The organism is Cupriavidus sp. 05L310, assembly GCF_056398185.1.
In genome coordinates this window covers 1-14,720 of sequence record NZ_JBFTOX010000107.1, presented here as the reverse complement: position 1 = coordinate 14,720, position 14,720 = coordinate 1, and the positions used below count along the sequence as shown (strand labels likewise).

The 14,720-nt window shown below is 65.8% G+C and carries 14 protein-coding genes; 8 read left to right on the top strand and 6 right to left on the bottom strand.

What is annotated here, in order from left to right; all coding sequences use genetic code 11:
• The coding region (locus AC1DS6_RS41230) for an acyl-CoA dehydrogenase C-terminal domain-containing protein (RefSeq protein ID WP_441634434.1) at positions 1 to 128 on the top strand (128 nt) is incomplete at its 5' end.
• A 53-nt stretch (positions 129 to 181) separates the two neighbouring features.
• On the opposite strand, the gene uraD is transcribed toward AC1DS6_RS41230, so the two are convergent.
• Entirely contained in the window at positions 182 to 727 is a 546-nt protein-coding gene (gene uraD / locus AC1DS6_RS41225; protein WP_441636418.1) for a 2-oxo-4-hydroxy-4-carboxy-5-ureidoimidazoline decarboxylase, read from the bottom strand.
• Between the two features lie 124 nt (positions 728 to 851).
• Complete coding sequence (locus AC1DS6_RS41220) at positions 852 to 1,802, bottom strand: LysR family transcriptional regulator (RefSeq protein ID WP_441636420.1); 951 nt, start codon at positions 1,800 to 1,802, stop codon at positions 852 to 854.
• A 350-nt stretch (positions 1,803 to 2,152) separates the two neighbouring features.
• On the opposite strand from AC1DS6_RS41220, the gene AC1DS6_RS41215 reads away from it, so the two are divergent.
• The 4 genes from AC1DS6_RS41215 (at position 2,153) to AC1DS6_RS41200 (ending at position 4,961) form a co-directional block, all read left to right on the top strand.
• Positions 2,153 to 3,511 (top strand): MFS transporter, encoded by a 1,359-nt coding sequence (locus tag AC1DS6_RS41215; protein ID WP_441636422.1) that lies wholly within the window; start codon positions 2,153 to 2,155, stop codon positions 3,509 to 3,511.
• A gap of 1 nt (position 3,512) precedes the next feature.
• The gene (gene uraH, locus AC1DS6_RS41210) at positions 3,513 to 4,061 is read left to right on the top strand and encodes a hydroxyisourate hydrolase (protein WP_441636424.1); all 549 of its coding nucleotides are present in this window, start codon (positions 3,513 to 3,515) and stop codon (positions 4,059 to 4,061) included.
• A gap of 64 nt (positions 4,062 to 4,125) precedes the next feature.
• The gene (uraH, locus tag AC1DS6_RS41205; RefSeq protein WP_441636426.1) at positions 4,126 to 4,461 is read left to right on the top strand and encodes a hydroxyisourate hydrolase; all 336 of its coding nucleotides are present in this window, start codon (positions 4,126 to 4,128) and stop codon (positions 4,459 to 4,461) included.
• A gap of 32 nt (positions 4,462 to 4,493) precedes the next feature.
• On the top strand, positions 4,494 to 4,961 hold the full coding sequence (locus tag AC1DS6_RS41200; RefSeq protein ID WP_428180644.1) for a nucleoside deaminase: 468 nt from the start codon (positions 4,494 to 4,496) through the stop codon (positions 4,959 to 4,961).
• A gap of 126 nt (positions 4,962 to 5,087) precedes the next feature.
• Here AC1DS6_RS41200 and boxA read toward each other — a convergent pair whose 3' ends face one another.
• From boxA to AC1DS6_RS41180, 4 genes are all read right to left on the bottom strand, one after another.
• Positions 5,088 to 6,368, bottom strand: a complete 1,281-nt coding sequence (gene boxA, locus AC1DS6_RS41195) for a benzoyl-CoA 2,3-epoxidase subunit BoxA (protein WP_441636430.1) — start codon at positions 6,366 to 6,368, stop codon at positions 5,088 to 5,090.
• Positions 6,369 to 6,490: 122 nt separating this feature from the next.
• The gene (gene boxB, locus AC1DS6_RS41190; RefSeq protein WP_441636442.1) at positions 6,491 to 7,918 is read right to left on the bottom strand and encodes a benzoyl-CoA 2,3-epoxidase subunit BoxB; all 1,428 of its coding nucleotides are present in this window, start codon (positions 7,916 to 7,918) and stop codon (positions 6,491 to 6,493) included.
• A 107-nt stretch (positions 7,919 to 8,025) separates the two neighbouring features.
• On the bottom strand, positions 8,026 to 9,684 hold the full coding sequence (gene boxC, locus AC1DS6_RS41185) for a 2,3-epoxybenzoyl-CoA dihydrolase (protein WP_441636432.1): 1,659 nt from the start codon (positions 9,682 to 9,684) through the stop codon (positions 8,026 to 8,028).
• Positions 9,685 to 9,800: 116 nt separating this feature from the next.
• Complete coding sequence (locus AC1DS6_RS41180; RefSeq protein ID WP_477104665.1) at positions 9,801 to 10,784, bottom strand: helix-turn-helix transcriptional regulator; 984 nt, start codon at positions 10,782 to 10,784, stop codon at positions 9,801 to 9,803.
• 89 nt (positions 10,785 to 10,873) lie between these two features.
• Here AC1DS6_RS41180 and AC1DS6_RS41175 point away from each other — a divergent pair, with 89 nt between their 5' ends.
• The 3 genes from AC1DS6_RS41175 to AC1DS6_RS41165 are packed head-to-tail and all read left to right on the top strand — an operon-like array spanning position 10,874 to position 14,514.
• Positions 10,874 to 11,338 (top strand): DUF4863 family protein, encoded by a 465-nt coding sequence (locus AC1DS6_RS41175; RefSeq protein WP_441636436.1) that lies wholly within the window; start codon positions 10,874 to 10,876, stop codon positions 11,336 to 11,338.
• Between the two features lie 10 nt (positions 11,339 to 11,348).
• Complete coding sequence (locus tag AC1DS6_RS41170) at positions 11,349 to 12,893, top strand: 3,4-dehydroadipyl-CoA semialdehyde dehydrogenase (protein ID WP_441636438.1); 1,545 nt, start codon at positions 11,349 to 11,351, stop codon at positions 12,891 to 12,893.
• 49 nt (positions 12,894 to 12,942) lie between these two features.
• Complete coding sequence (locus AC1DS6_RS41165; RefSeq protein ID WP_477104664.1) at positions 12,943 to 14,514, top strand: benzoate-CoA ligase family protein; 1,572 nt, start codon at positions 12,943 to 12,945, stop codon at positions 14,512 to 14,514.
• The last annotated feature ends 206 nt before the right edge of the window (positions 14,515 to 14,720 follow it).

The window sequence follows — 14,720 nt, the reverse complement described above, 5'->3', positions numbered from 1 at the left end:
TCAGCGATGCCAAGATCGCGACCGCGCATTTCTTCGCGGAGCACATCCTGTCGCAGGCGTCGGCCTTGCGCGATGCCGTCGTGGCAGGCGCGGTGCCGGTCAATGCGTTGAGCGAAGCGCAGTTCTGAGATCGCCCGGTAGCAGGCAAATAAGAAAGGCGGCCCGGCGGGGCCGCCTTTTCTCATTTTCCCTGCACAGGGTGACCCGCCGCAAACCCGATGCAGCGCTGCAGCCTCCCGCGGGTAATGGCCTGCACATGGTCCAGGGCTTCCTCCAGCTCGCGCGCGGTGCTGCGGCCGGTGCGCTTCTCCAGTTCGAAGAAGATTCCGTCCCGCGTGTAATGCCGCACGCAGATGATGAAGGGAAAGCCATGCCGCACCTGATAAGCCTGGTTCATCGACTGCAGTTGCGCTTCCTCGCTTTCCGCCAGCCCATCCAGCCCCGCGCTCTTTTGCTCGGCGCTCGACGCCTCGGTCAGCGCGCCGGCGCGGATGGCACGCGCCGAGAGCGGCGGATGGCGGCACAGGAAAGCGGTCTGGGCCGCCTCGTCGCGGCGGCGGATCGCGGCCATCATCGCGTCGTGCAGCGCGGCAACCGTGGGGAAGGGGCGCGCCTCCCAGGCCGCTTCGGCCACTTCGGGAGAATGTTCGAACACGTCGCCCAGGGCACGCGTGAACGTGGCTTTGTCCATGGCATTGATGGCGTGGAGGTCGTGGTTCGCTTGCATGGGATGTCGTCGTCCGGTTCGGGGGTGAGATGAATCGATGCGCCGAGTATAGGGACGAAGGCGGTCCGGGCAGGAGGGGCTGGCTCCTATAACACGTATAGCAATTCCGGATGGGGCCGCGCCGCTAGGCCTGCCTGGGCATGTCGCGCAGGCGCCGGAGTTCCTCGGAGGCATCGGTCAGCAAGCCACGCAGCCACACGTGCGAGGCAGAGCGATGGCGCGACGGGTGCCACAACTGGTAGAACCGCATGAACGGGAACGAGATCGGGGAGCCGACGATGGCGAGCGGCAGGCTCGCCGCGTAGTAGTTGGCGAAATGCCGCGCGGTGGTCAGGATCAGGTCCGTGCCCGGGATCAGGTTGGGCGCCAGGCTGAAATACGGGCAACTGACCTTGCGGTCGCGGTGCAGCCGCAGCGTGCCCAGGCCGGTCTCCACCACGCCGCGCTGGCCGCGCGAATATGGCATCGGCACGATGTGCGGCGCCTGCAGATAGGCTTCGGCCGTCATCTTGCCCGCTTTCGCCAGCGGATTGTCGTCGGCGAGCACGCAGACGACTTCGTCTTCGAGCAGCACCGACAGATGCAGGTGCTCGGGCGGGCTGGGCCAGTTGCCGATCACGATATCCACGGTACCTTCCGCCAGGGCCTGTTCATAGTCATATTGCGGCCCGAGCGCCTGCGTCACCAGCCTGGCCCGCGGCGCCGATGCCCTGAACGCCTTCACCACGTGCGCGAAGAAGGTCGGAGCCAGGTAGTCCGGCATCGCCACCGTGAAGTTCTGTTCCGTGGTGGCGGGATCGAAGGCTTCCTCGTCGACCAGCAGCTTGTCCAGCGCGACCAGCGCGGCCTGGGCGCTGCGGGCCAGTTGCACCGCGCGCTCGGTCGGCACCATCACGTTCTTTTCCCGGTTCAGCAGCGGGTCGCCGAAGATTTCGCGCAGCCGTTTGAGCGCCGCGCTGATGGCGGGCTGGGACTGGTTGAGGCGGATCGCCGTGCGCGATACGCTTTGTTCCGCGATCAGCGTGCACAACACACGCAGCAGATAGGTGTCGAACGGGTCGTCTGCTCGGATCACTCCAACACTCCTTGTTCGGGACATGCCCGGCGGCCCGGATCGCCCGACAACTGGCGCCGCACACGATTGTCCGCCGACAAAACCGGGCTGACGCGGCGCGCTTCGCCGCTCCCTCCTTCTACCATCGATGCGCCGCCAGGCGCGATTCGGTCGAACCCGGACACTTGCCTGCGCCTCAGGCGTCTCATACGCCCCGGTTACCGACACGGATGCGACACCGGTCCGCCACGGATATCAACTCTGATATGCGCTCTATAGCAGGCCCCCGGTTAACTTTGCGCGGCGCGCTCATGTACTCTGCATCAAAGCAAATGCAGCCCGCATGTACGGGACTCAACCAAGGAGACACCATGTCTGCAACAGAGCAGATCGCCCCTCTTTACACCGCCAGCGCGGCCGGCACGGAGGACAGCGTCTATCGCAAGGTTTCATGGCGGCTGCTGCCGTTTCTCGGCGTGCTGTGGATTCTCGCCTGGCTCGATCGCGTCAACATCGGCTTCGCCAAGCTGCAGATGCTGGATGCCCTGCGCTTCAGCGAGGCGGTCTACGGCTTGGGCGCGGGGATTTTCTTCCTGGGCTACTTCCTGTTCGAAGTGCCGTCGAACATGCTGCTGCAAAAGATCGGCGCGAAGAAGACCGTGATGCGCATCACCATCGGCTGGGGCGTGATCTGCATGCTGCAGTCGCTGGTCACCACGCCCACGCAGTTCTATGTGCTGCGCTTCCTGCTCGGCGCCTTCGAGGCAGGCTTCTATCCGGGCGTGATCCTCTATCTCACTTACTGGTATCCGAGTGAGCGCCGCGCGCGGGCATTCGGCACCTTCATGTCGGCATCGGCGATCGCCGGCGTGCTGGGCGGCCCGATCGCGGGCTGGATCATGACGTCGATGGCCGGGGTCAACGGCATGCATGGATGGCAATGGCTGTTCGTGCTCGAAGGCATTCCCTCGGTGCTGGCCGGCGTGGTGGCCTTTTTCTACATGACTGACAGGCCGGAGCAGGCCGGCTGGCTCAACACGGAAGAAAAGCGCGTGATCCGCGAAGGGCTGGAGCGCGACAACCTGGCGCTGGGCGAGCGCGGCACCGACTGGCGCACGCTGTTCCGCAATCCCAAGGTCTGGCTGCTGATCGCCATCTTCTTCTGCCTGCTGTGCGCGAACTCGACCCTGACGTTCTGGATTCCCACCATCATCAAGGACGTGGGCTTTACGACACCGGTCGCCATCGGCTGGATCGCCGCGCTGGCCTACCTGTGCGGCGCCGTTGGCATGATCGCCAACGGCGCGCATTCGGACCGCAGGAAGGAGGTGCGGTGGCACTTCAGCGCACCCGCCATCTGCGGCGCCCTGGCCATGGGCACGCTGGCGCTGTTGATGGACTTTGGCAGCCTTTCGCCGGTCTTTGCGCTGCTGGCCATGACCATCGCGCTGGCCGGGACCATGAGCGCCATCCCCGTGTTCTGGCAACTGCCCAACCGCTTCCTGGCCGGTGGCGCGGCGGCGGTGGGCGTGGCGCTGATCAACTCGGTGTCCAATCTCGCGGGCTTCGGCGCGCCCTACCTGATGGGCCTGGTGAAGAACGCCACGGGACGCATTGCACCGGGGCTTTACCTGGTGGCCGCCATCGAACTGCTGGCAGCCATCCTTGTGCTCATCGGGATCGCAGCCACCGTCAACACCATGAAGTCCAGGAAGACCCAGGAGGCCTGAGATGAAAGACCATCGCATCGATTCCAACGCGCTTGCCGAACACGTCGATCAGCCCCGCAGGCAGTTCGCCATCGGCAGCGCCTTGTTCGGCAGCGGCATGCTGCTGGCTGCAAGCGGCCTGGCGGCAACGCCGCAGGCACCCGCGGGCACGCCGGCCCCGGCGCAGGACGCAGGCCCGATCGTGCTGCATGGCGTGAGCCCGCGGCTGACCATCCATACGCTCGACACTTACCATGGCGTGCCCGCCACCGGCTTGCGCGTGGACTTCTCCGTGCTGAAGGACGGCAAGCCCACGCTGCTGCGCTCGCTGACGATCAACGCAAACGGCCGCGTGGACGAGCCCCTGCTGATCGACGACAGCTACCGCGCCGGCAGCTACGAACTCCTGCTGCACGTGGACGACTACTTTGCAATGCGCCAGGCGAAGCTGCCGCGGCCGGGTTTCCTGTCCAAGGTACCGATCCGCTTCCAGGTCGCGGATACGCGCGAGCGCATCCACCTGCCGGTGCAGTTCGGGCCGTGGAGCTATACCTACTACCGCGGCAGCTGAAGACAACGGCCCGGGACAACGGCACGAACACTCTCACTGACTCTCTCAACTACGGAGCAAGCAGATGGCAGGCATCAGCACACACGTACTCGATCTCGCCAGCGGCCGGCCCATCGCGGGCATGCAGATCGACCTCTTCGACCTGGGCACGTCGCCGCCCACGCTGCTCAACAGCACGCGCAGCAACGCCGACGGGCGCACGGACGCGCCCATGCTGCCGGCGCCGCAGGCGCGCGCCGGCGAGTTTGAGCTGCGCTTCCAGGTCGGCGCGCATTTCAAGGCGGCCAGCGCCTTTGCCGACGTGATCCCGGTGCGGTTCTCGGTAGCCGACCCCAAGCAGCACTACCACGTGCCACTGCTGTGCTCGCCGTGGTGCTTTTCCACCTACCGCGGCAGTTGAAACAACCTGAAATCTTTCCCCGGAGTCCACGCATGACACAAGCAGAACAACACCTCATCGAATCGATCCGCCTGGCCATGGGCAATGTCCGGGAGCGCAACACCTGGCCCTTCGGCGCGGTGGTGGTCAGGAACGGCGAGGTCATTGCAAAGGCGGTCAACGAAGTGGATGCCACCTGCGACCCGACCGCCCACGCCGAGATGCAGGCCGTGCGCGCGGCCGGCGCCGCGCTGGGCAAGCCGGATCTCACCGGCTGCACGGTGTACGCCAGCGGCTATCCCTGCCCGATGTGCCTGACCGCGATGTACCTGGCGGGCGTCGGCAAGGTCTACTACGCCTACTCCAATGAAGCCGGCGCGCCGTACGACCTGTCGGCCGAGCGCGGCTACATTGAACTGGCAAAGCCGGTGGCGGAGCGGGAAATGGCGCTGGAGTGCATCCCAGTTCGCGATGAAGGCGAGGACCTGTATGAGGCCTGGCGCAAGCGCCAGGCCGTCTGACCCGCGGGCAGGATCCGGGGTGCATCAGGAGAACCGCGTGATTGCGTCGCTTAGTTATGGGTTTTGAGCAACAGGCATGGTCCGGGTGTGGCGCGTCGTTCCCGGCGGGCGCCCACCCTTAATAGATCAATACGTCTCCAGATGCAACCGCCCATCCTTCTTCAACGCGGCGCCGACGGTGTCCCACGACAACCCCGCCTGTTCCGCCACATCCTTCAACGCCAGCACAACCCCCTCCTCCATGCTCTTCAGCCCGCAAACATAAAAGCAGGTGTTCGGATCAGCAAGCAAGGGCCCCAGGTCGGCGGCGCGTTCGCGCATCACGTCCTGCACATAGCGCTTGGGTTGACCCGGTGTACGCGAGAAGGCGAAGTTGGTGTCGATGAAGTCCTTGGGCAGGCTCTGCAGCGGTCCGAAGTACGGCAACTCCTCCTGCGTGCGCGCACCGAAAAACAGCATCAGCTTGCCCCCCTCGAACTTCCCGGACTTGCGCAACCGCCTGCGCCATTCGGTCATGGCCCGCATAGGCGCGCTGCCGGTACCCGTGCAAATCATCACGATATTCGAGCGCGGATGATTCGGCATCAGGAAGCTCGCGCCAAACGGCCCGATCACCTCCACCTTGTCCCCCACCTTCAGATCGCACATATAGTTTGACGCCACCCCGCGCACCGGATTGCCCTGGTGGTCCTCCAGCACCCGCTTGATGGTCAGCGAGATATTGTTATATCCCGGGCGCTCGCCATTGCGCGGACTGGCAAGCGAATACTGCCGCGCATGGTGCGGCCGGCCGCTGGCATCCACACCAGGCGGCACGATGCCGATCGACTGGCCTTCCAGCACCGGGAAAGGCGAAGTGCCGAAGTCCAGCACAATGTGGTGCGTATCGTACTCGCGGCCGACTTCGGTCACGCGTGCATTGCCGGTGACGGTAGCGGTGATCGAGCGGGACGCGGCCTTGGCGCCGTAGAGATTGGTATAGGCGTGCGCGGCCGACCACGGCGGCACGGTGGCGCCAGACTGCGCGCTGTTGAATACGTCGTCGCCGGTGACGGCGGCAGGCAGCGTCACCGCCGCGGATTCAAGGACCGGCTCGGCATCCGCCGCCACGCCTTCGGCAGCCAGTTGCTCGGCTGACATCTCGTCAGGCAGCGTCTCCCAGCCAAGTTGCTCCGTGATGCTGTAGGCCTTGACGCGCGGCATGGTGCGCCAGTTGTCGATCGATCCGGTCGGGCACGGCGAGATGCAGGCCATGCAGGAGTTGCACTTGTCGGCATCGACCACGTAGTTGCGGGAATCGTGGGTGATGGCCGAGACCGGGCAGGTAGCCTCGCAGGTATTGCAGCGAATGCAGATCTCGGGGTCGATCAGGTGCTGCCTGATGACCTGGATGTCGGACATGTCCATGGCAATCTCCGGGGGTGAAGCGGCCCCTGTGGCCGGGGCCTTCGGGCGTGGGGTCCAGCAGTCCCCCGCCCTTGTCGCTTGTCGCTTGTCGCTTGTCGCTTGTCTCTTTTCTCTTGTGCCGCTCAGTTGAAGCGCACGTACTCGAAATCCACCGGCTGGCGGTTGATGCCCATCACCGGCGGCGCGATCCAGCCGGCGAACTTGCCCGGCTCGACCACGCGGCCCATCAGGCTGGCCACGAAGGCGCGGTCGGTCTCGCTCGGCAGCCATTGGTCGACGTTCGCCTTCCATTCGGCGTCCGAGATCACCCGGCCTTCCGGCGCGATCTTCACGCCGGAAAGCGCGCCGATATTGCGGTGGAACGCCTTGTGCGGCACCTTCAGGCGGAACGGGATGCCGGCCTTGTCGATGACCCGGTTCCAGCGCTCCACACCGGCAACGCTATCCTTGATGTAGTCGTCGCGCAATACCTCGTTGAGCGCGTTGAGCATCGGCACTTCCTTCTCGACAAGCTGGCCGCCCACCGCCTGCAGGACCTTGTAGGTCTGGCCCTTGAGCACGTGATCGTCGGTGCGCTTGCCTTCCTCGTAGCGGCCCTTGAGGCCGGTGCTGTAGAAGGTGGCGGCGTTGCTTGACTCATCCGCGCCGAACAGGTCGATGGTCACGCTGTAGTGGAAGTTCAGGTAGCGCTGGATGGTGGGCAGGTCGATCACGCCGGCGGCGCGCAGCCTGGCGGGATCGTCGGTCTTCAGTTCGTTCATCACCTGGCAAGTGCGCTGGATCACGCGCGAGATGCCGCTCTCGCCGACGAACATGTGATGCGCTTCCTCGGTCAGCATGAACTTGGTGGTGCGGGCGAGCGGATCGAAAGCGCTTTCGGCCAGTGCGCACAACTGGAACTTGCCGTCGCGGTCGGTGAAGTAGGTGAACATGAAGAACGACAGCCAGTCCGGGGTCTCTTCATTGAACGCCTGCAGGATGCGCGGATTGTCCTGCTGGCCGCTGCGGCGCTCCAGCAGCGCTTCGCCCTCTTCGCGGCCGTCGCGGCCGAAGTATTTGTGCAGCAGGTAGACCATCGCCCACAGGTGGCGGCCTTCCTCCACGTTGACCTGGAACAGGTTGCGCAGGTCGTACATGCTCGGCGCGGTCAGGCCGAGGTGGCGCTGCTGCTCCACCGACGCGGGTTCGGTATCGCCCTGGGTCACGATGATGCGGCGCAGGTTGGCGCGGTATTCACCGGGCACGTCCTGCCAGGCATCCTCGCCCTTGTGGTCGCCGAAATGGATCTTGCGGTCGGCTTCGGCCGGGTTCAGGAAAATGCCCCAGCGATAGTCCGGCATCTTCACATGGCCGAAGTGCGCCCAGCCCTGCGGATCGACGCTGATGGCGGTGCGCAGGTAGATGTCGAAGTTCTGCGAGCCATCCGGCCCCATGTCGTTCCACCAGCTCAGGTAATTGGGCTGCCATTGCTCGAGCGCGCGCTGCAGCGTGCGGTCTTCGCTGAGGTTGACGTTGTTGGGGATCTTGTCGCTGTAGTTGATGCTGGACATCATGGTCTCCGAAGCTGGCTGTGCATGTGGTGGCGCGTGTTCGATTTCAGGTGCGGCGCCCCACCCGGACATGCGCCGCACGACGATGCTTTAACTAAAGAACAACGTCAGACGCGATTCCAGTCGAACGCGGCCTTGTCGCCCTTGCCGTAGACCTTGAGCGCGCCCTTCTCGCCGACGGCGTTGGGACGCTGGAAGATCCAGTTCTGCCAGGCGGTAAGCCGCCCGAAGATGCGGGTGAACATGTTCTCCTGGCCGTTGAAGCGCAGGTTGGCTTCCATGCCAGTCAGCGCATCGGGGGACATGGACGCGCGCTCTTCCAGCGCAATGCGCACTTCGTCGGTCCAGTCGATATCGTCCGGGTTGGCGGTGACGAGGCCGACCGCGAACGCAGCGTCGGCGTCGAGCGGCTGGCCGGCCCTGGCGCGCACCGCATCCAGCGCCGGTTGTTCGTCGTAGAAGCGGCGGCCCAGGCGGCTCTGACCGGTCACCATCGGGTACAAGCCGAAATTGGTCTCGGCCACGGTGATCTTCGGGGCGCGCGCTTCGTCGTCCGGCAGCGCCAGGTGGTAGCTGCGGTCGCAAGCCAGCGCCAGTTCGAGGAACGTGCCGGCAAAGCAGGAGCCCGGCTCGATCAGCGCGAACAGGCTGCGCGATGACACATCCAGCCGCGAGAAGGTACGGCGCAGCAGACCGATGGTTTCGCGCACCAGCCAGTGATCCTTGTTGGCAAGCAGCGTGGCGTCCATGGCCAGCACGTTGGCGGCATCGCCTTCGGTCTTGATCAGCCAGGTGCCGATGTCGAGCTCGTTGGTGCGCATCGACAGGATGGCGTCTTCCAGTTCGCGCGCCAGTTGCAGCGGATACCAGGCGGCGCCGGCTTCGGCGATGGCGCTGACGCTTTGCGGTTGCGGGCCCGACGGCGCCTTGACGGTGAAGCTGGCCTTGCGTCCGGCGCGGTCGATCTCCACGGTGACGTGCGTGTAGCGCAAGGCATCGTCTTCCAGCGTGCGCGCAACCGGCGTCAGCGCCACGCCGCTCGCACCGGCCGGACGGTCGCTCTGCGCGGCCAGGGCCAGCGCGCGTTCCTGCACTTTCTGCGCGAACACGGCGGGCTTGGCGATGTCGTCCACCAGGCGCCAGTCCTTGGCGCGTTGGCCGCGCACGCCTTCGGTGGTGGTGCAGAAGATATCGGCGAGGTCGTGGCGCACGTGGCGCTTGTCAGTCACGCGGGTCAGGCCGCCGGTGCCGGGCAGCACGCCCAGCAGCGGCACTTCGGGCAGGCTCACGGCGGAGGAGCGGTCATCGACGAGGATGATCTCGTCGCAGGCCAGCGCCAGTTCATAGCCGCCGCCCGCGCAGGCGCCGTTGACCGCGGCGAGGAACTTCAGGCCGCTGTGCTTCGACGAATCCTCCAGCCCGTTGCGCGTTTCGTTGGTGAACTTGCAGAAGTTCACCTTCCAGGCATGGCTGCTGACGCCCAGCATGAAGATGTTGGCGCCGGAGCAGAACACCTTGTCCTTGCCGCTGGTGAGCACCACGGTACGCACCTCGGGATGCTCGAAGCGGATGCGGTTGACCGCATCGTTGAGTTCGATGTCGACGCCGAGATCGTAGCTGTTGAGCTTGAGCTTGTAGCCGGGGCGCAGGCCAGCGTTCTCGTCAATGTCCACCGCCAGCGTCGCAACGGGACCGTCGAACGTCAGCTTGAGGTGCTTGTATTGGGACGGGTCGGTCTGGTAGTCGACGCGGGGGGCGGTAGTCATGAGTGTCTCCTCAGCGATGAAGCACAATAGTGCATGGGTCGTGATTCAGTGAAAGAACTATAGTTCATGTGCTGAAAAACAGTCAAGCAATATTGTGCATCTTTCGGAGGAGAGGCTCAGACGGGCAGTTGCAAGGCGTAACGCACGCGCTCCCGGAGCGCGAGGAAGGTGGATTCGAGCGGTTCCGCGCTGGTGTCGACCGTGAAATCCGCCTTGGAATAGAAGGCAGCGCGGCCAGCCAGGATGTGCCGCAGGTCTTCCATCGCCTCCTTGCTGGCCGCCATCGGGCGGAAGTCCCCCTGGGCGCGCACGCGGTTCATGTGATCTTCCGGGCTGGCCTGCAGCCACACCGTGGTGCAGTGGGCCAGCAGCAGGTTGAAGGTCGCCGGGTCCGACACCAGCCCGCCCGGCGTGGCGATCACTGCCTCCGGATAGATCTGGATGGCTTCCTCCAGGGCGCGCCGCTCGTAGCGGCGGTAGGCGTTCATGCCATAGAGGCCCTGGATTTCCGAGATGCTGCAGCCGGCAAACTTCTCAATTTCGCGGCTCAGCTCGACAAAGGGGAAGCCAAGATCCTCGGCCAGCATGCCGCCAAGCGTGGATTTGCCGGCGCCGCGCAGCCCGATCAGCGCCACGCGCGGGCTGCGCGCGGCATTGCCGCCGCCGGTGCCCAGCATCTCGCCCACGGCGATGCGCACGCGCCGCAGCGTGCCTTCGTCGCGGTGTTCGAGCAGTTCCCTGATCAGCAGCCATTCCGGCGAAGAGGTCGACACGTCGCCCAGCAACTCCGCCAGCGAGCAATGCAGCGCCGAGGCGATCTGCAGCAGTACCAGGATGGATGCGTTGCCGCTGCCGTACTCCAGGTTGGCGAGATGCCGCTCCGAGACGCCGGCCGCCAGCGCCGTGGCCTTGCGCGTCAAACCCCGCCGCGCGCGCAGCTCGCGCACGCGCTCGCCCAGCACGACGAGAAAGGCATTTTTCTCATGGGAGCCGGCTTCGGTGCTGGCGCCGTTGCCGTGCGCGGCATCGGCATCCCTGTCGTCTTTGGCATCGCGGGCATCCCGCGTTAACCCGGCTTCATGCAATATAGTGCTTGACATGGTTTGGTGACGGCTCTATGTTTCACTCATGCACAATAATGCATGAAACGCGGGTATGCAACCTGGCTAAGTCTAACGGAGCGTCTTTCATGTCCCCCACCGAATTCCGCGAGCAGATCGCGCGGCTCACGGCCCGCATTGCCGGCCGCCCTCTCGATGCCTCCCTGGATGCCTGGCTCAATGCCGAACACGGCGTCGGCAGCCCTACCTATAGCGCACTGAAGAACGCCTGCGAGACCGGCGTGGCCGAGGGCTGGCTGTGCGACCGCGAGGGCGGCGGCATCCGCTATGGCCGCATCTTCAAGCCGGCCGCCGACCTGCATGGCTTTTCGGTCGACGTGGTCGATATGCAGGACATCGCCGGCCCGCATCACACCCATCCCAATGGCGAGATCGACCTGATCGTGCCGGTCGATGCCGGCGCCGAGTTCGACGGCCGCCCCGCCGGCTGGCTGGTCTGCCCGCCGGGCAGCGCGCACCGGCCCACCGTCACCCGTGGGCGCGCGCTCGTCCTTTACCTGCTGCCCGAAGGCCGCATCGACTTCACCCGCTGAGAACCGCCCCATGACCGAATTGCTTTCCAACTATCTTGGCGGCCGCTGGCAGGCCGGCTCCGGCAACGGTACGACGCTGTCCGACCCCGTCCTCGGCGATGCCCTGGTGCGCGTCGATGCCACCGGGCTCGACCTCGCGGCGGGCTTTGCCTTTGCGCGGGAGCAAGGCGGTGCCGCATTGCGCGCCATGACCTATCGCGAGCGCGCCGCCATGCTGGCCGCCGCGCAGAAGATCCTGCAAGCCAACCGAGATGCGTATTACGAGATCGCCACCGCCAACAGCGGCACCGTGCACAACGATTCCGCGGTGGATATCGATGGCGGCATCTTTACCCTCGGCACCTATGCGAAGCTCGGCGAGTCGCTGGGCGACCGCCGCTACCTGATCGACGGCGATGCCGCGCGCCTCGGCAAGGATCCGCTCTTCCAGTCGCAACATGTGCTGGCACCCACGCGCGGCGTGGCGCTCTTCATCAATGCCTTCAATTTCCCAGGCTGGGGGTTGTGGGAGAAGGCCGCGCCGGCGCTGCTGTCGGGCGTGCCCGTGATCGTGAAGCCGGCGACGGCCACCGCGTGGCTGACCCAGCGCATGGTGAAAGATGTGGTCGAGGCGGGCGTGTTGCCGCCCGGCGCGCTCTCCGTGGTGTGCGGCAGCGCGGCCGGACTGCTCGACCAGTTGCAGCCATTCGACGTCGTCTCCTTCACCGGCTCGGCCGAGACTGCCGCGCTGATCCGCTCGCATGCCGCGGTGACGCAACGCTCGGTACGCGTCAATATCGAGGCCGACAGCGTCAACTCGGCCCTGCTGCTGCCTGGCGAGGCCGCAGGCAGCGAAGCACTGGACCTGCTCGCCAAGGAAGCCGCGCGGGAAATGACCGTCAAGTCCGGGCAGAAATGCACGGCCATCCGCCGCATCTTCGTGCCCGAGGCCTTGTATGGCGCTGCCGCCGAAGCCATCGGGGCACGCCTGCGCAAGACCACGGTCGGGAATCCCCGCAACGAGTCGGTGCGCATGGGCGCCCTGGTCAGCCGGACGCAACTCGCGTCCGTGCGCGAAGGGCTCGGCTATCTGCAGGCGCAAACCGAAGTGCTGCACGACGGCGCCACGCATGCGCTGGTCGATGCCGACCCGGCCGTGGCCTGCTGCATCGGCCCCACGCTGCTGGGCGCGCGCGATGCGGACGCCGCCGGTCGCGTCCACGACACCGAGGTGTTTGGCCCCGTGGCCACGCTGCTGCCCTACCGCGACGGCGCCCATGCGCTGGCCCTGGTGCGCCGGGGCCAGGGATCGCTGGTGGCGTCGCTGTATGGCAGCGATCCCGCAGCGCTGGCCGCCATCGCCGTCGAACTTGCCGACAGCCACGGACGCGTCCACGTGATCTCCCCCGAGGTGGCCCAGTTGCACACCGGCCACGGCAACGTCATGCCGCAGTCGCTGCATGGCGGCCCCGGCCGCGCCGGCGGTGGCGAAGAGCTGGGCGGGTTGCGCGCGCTGAACTTCTATCACCGGCGCAGCGCCGTACAGGCCGGCACCCATGTGCTGGAACGCCTGTAGGCGCGCGCCGCCGGCGAAATCAATACACCACCGATACGGGGAGACACGCATGACAGCCGAACCACAGGTCCAGCCGCCCGGGACGCCGTTCAACTTCGCCCAGCACCTGATCGCGTGCAATGCGCAGCGGCCTGGCAAGGTTGCCTATATCGACGACCATGGCCACATGCGCTATGGCGAACTGGCCGACCGCATCCGCCGGCTCGCTGCCGCGCTGCAGGCTTGCGGCATCCACCGCGAAGAGCGCGTGCTGTTGCTGATGCACGATTGCAATGACTGGCCGGTGTGCTTCCTCGGCGCGATATACGCGGGCATCGTGCCGGTGGCGGTCAACACCCTGCTCACCGCCGATGACTACGCCTATATGCTGCAGCACAGCCGCGCGCAGGCGGTGCTGGTTTCGGGCGCGCTGCTGCCCGTGCTGCAGGAAGCCATCGCCCAGGGCGGCCATGAGATCGGGCGCGTGATCGTCTCCCGGCCCACCGGGCCGCTTGCGCACGGCATGATCGCGCTCGATGCGCTGATCGATGGCCACGCGCCGCTACCGGCGCCGGCTGGTACCGGCCCCGACGATCCCGGCTTCTGGCTCTATTCGTCGGGCTCCACCGGGCGTCCCAAAGGCGTGCTGCACAGCCAGGGCAATCCGTACTGGACCGCCGAGCTTTACGCGAAGCCCATCCTCTCATTGTGCGAGAGCGATATCTGCTTCTCGGCGGCCAAGCTCTACTTCGCCTACGGGCTCGGCAACGGCCTCAGCTTCCCGCTCAGCGTGGGCGCTACCGTTGTGCTGATGGCCGAACGGCCGACGCCGGACGCCACCTTCAAGCGCTGGCTGGAAAACCAGCCGACCGTGTTCTTCGGCGCGCCCACCGGCTACGCGGGCATGCTCGCCGCGCCCGGGCTGCCGCAGCGGGAACAGGTCTCGCTGCGCCTGTGCTCATCCGCCGGCGAGGCCTTGCCGGCCGACATTGGCGAGCGTTTCACCGCGCGCTTCGGCTGCGAGATCATCGACGGCATCGGCTCGACGGAAATGCTGCATATCTTCCTGTCCAACCGTCCGGGACAGGTACGCTACGGCACCACCGGCTGGCCGGTACCCGGCTATGTGGTCGAACTGCGCGACGAAGACGGCCGGCCGGTGCCCGACGGCGACGTCGGCGACCTCTATATCCAGGGCCCGAGCGCGGCGCTGATGTACTGGGGCAACCGCGAGAAATCGCGCGAGACCTTCCGCGGCGGCTGGACCAAGAGCGGCGACAAATACGTACGCAACGCCGACGGCAGCTACAGCTACGCTGGCCGCAGCGACGACATGCTCAAAGTCAGCGGCATCTATGTATCCCCCTTCGAAGTGGAAGCCACGCTGATGGTGCACCCCTCGGTGCTCGAAGCCGCCGTGATCGGCGTCCCCGACGAAGCGGGCCTCACCAAGACCAAAGCCTTCGTGGTGCTCAAACCCGGCGCGCAGGTGAGCGAGACGGAGCTGAAAGCCTTCGTCAAGGAACGGCTGGCGCCATACAAATACCCTCGCATCATCGAGTTCATGGACGCGCTGCCGAAGACAGCCACGGGGAAGATACAGCGGTTCAGGCTGCGGGAGATGGAAAGCGCGCCAGCGTGAGAAACAAAGCGGGAGAGGGAGCCAACCGGCGCAAAGAATAAGAGCGATGCGAAGCGAGCCCCCCAAGCGATGCGAAGCGAGCCGTCAAGGTGTACCAGGCCGTATGGGGCGCCTCGTCGGCAGGCAAAAAGAGCGGAAAAGAGGGGGCCATGTCTGAGCATCGCCTTAAGGCGATGTGAGTTTGGCCCCCGGCCGCTCTTTTTGCC

Excerpts from the sequence above, each read along its gene's own strand:
- AC1DS6_RS41170 (WP_441636438.1), top strand. The coding sequence starts at position 11,349 with ATGACCGAATTGCTTTCCAACTATCTTGGCGGCCGCTGGCAGGCCGGC.
- boxB (WP_441636442.1), bottom strand. The coding sequence starts at position 7,918 with ATGTCCAGCATCAACTACAGCGACAAGATCCCCAACAACGTCAACCTC.
- uraH (WP_441636424.1), top strand. The coding sequence starts at position 3,513 with ATGAAAGACCATCGCATCGATTCCAACGCGCTTGCCGAACACGTCGAT.
- uraD (WP_441636418.1), bottom strand. The coding sequence starts at position 727 with ATGCAAGCGAACCACGACCTCCACGCCATCAATGCCATGGACAAAGCC.
- boxC (WP_441636432.1), bottom strand. The coding sequence starts at position 9,684 with ATGACTACCGCCCCCCGCGTCGACTACCAGACCGACCCGTCCCAATAC.
- AC1DS6_RS41200 (WP_428180644.1), top strand. The coding sequence starts at position 4,494 with ATGACACAAGCAGAACAACACCTCATCGAATCGATCCGCCTGGCCATG.
- boxA (WP_441636430.1), bottom strand. The coding sequence starts at position 6,368 with ATGGACATGTCCGACATCCAGGTCATCAGGCAGCACCTGATCGACCCC.
- uraH (WP_441636426.1), top strand. The coding sequence starts at position 4,126 with ATGGCAGGCATCAGCACACACGTACTCGATCTCGCCAGCGGCCGGCCC.
- AC1DS6_RS41175 (WP_441636436.1), top strand. The coding sequence starts at position 10,874 with ATGTCCCCCACCGAATTCCGCGAGCAGATCGCGCGGCTCACGGCCCGC.
- AC1DS6_RS41180 (WP_477104665.1), bottom strand. The coding sequence starts at position 10,784 with ATGTCAAGCACTATATTGCATGAAGCCGGGTTAACGCGGGATGCCCGC.
- AC1DS6_RS41165 (WP_477104664.1), top strand. The coding sequence starts at position 12,943 with ATGACAGCCGAACCACAGGTCCAGCCGCCCGGGACGCCGTTCAACTTC.
- AC1DS6_RS41215 (WP_441636422.1), top strand. The coding sequence starts at position 2,153 with ATGTCTGCAACAGAGCAGATCGCCCCTCTTTACACCGCCAGCGCGGCC.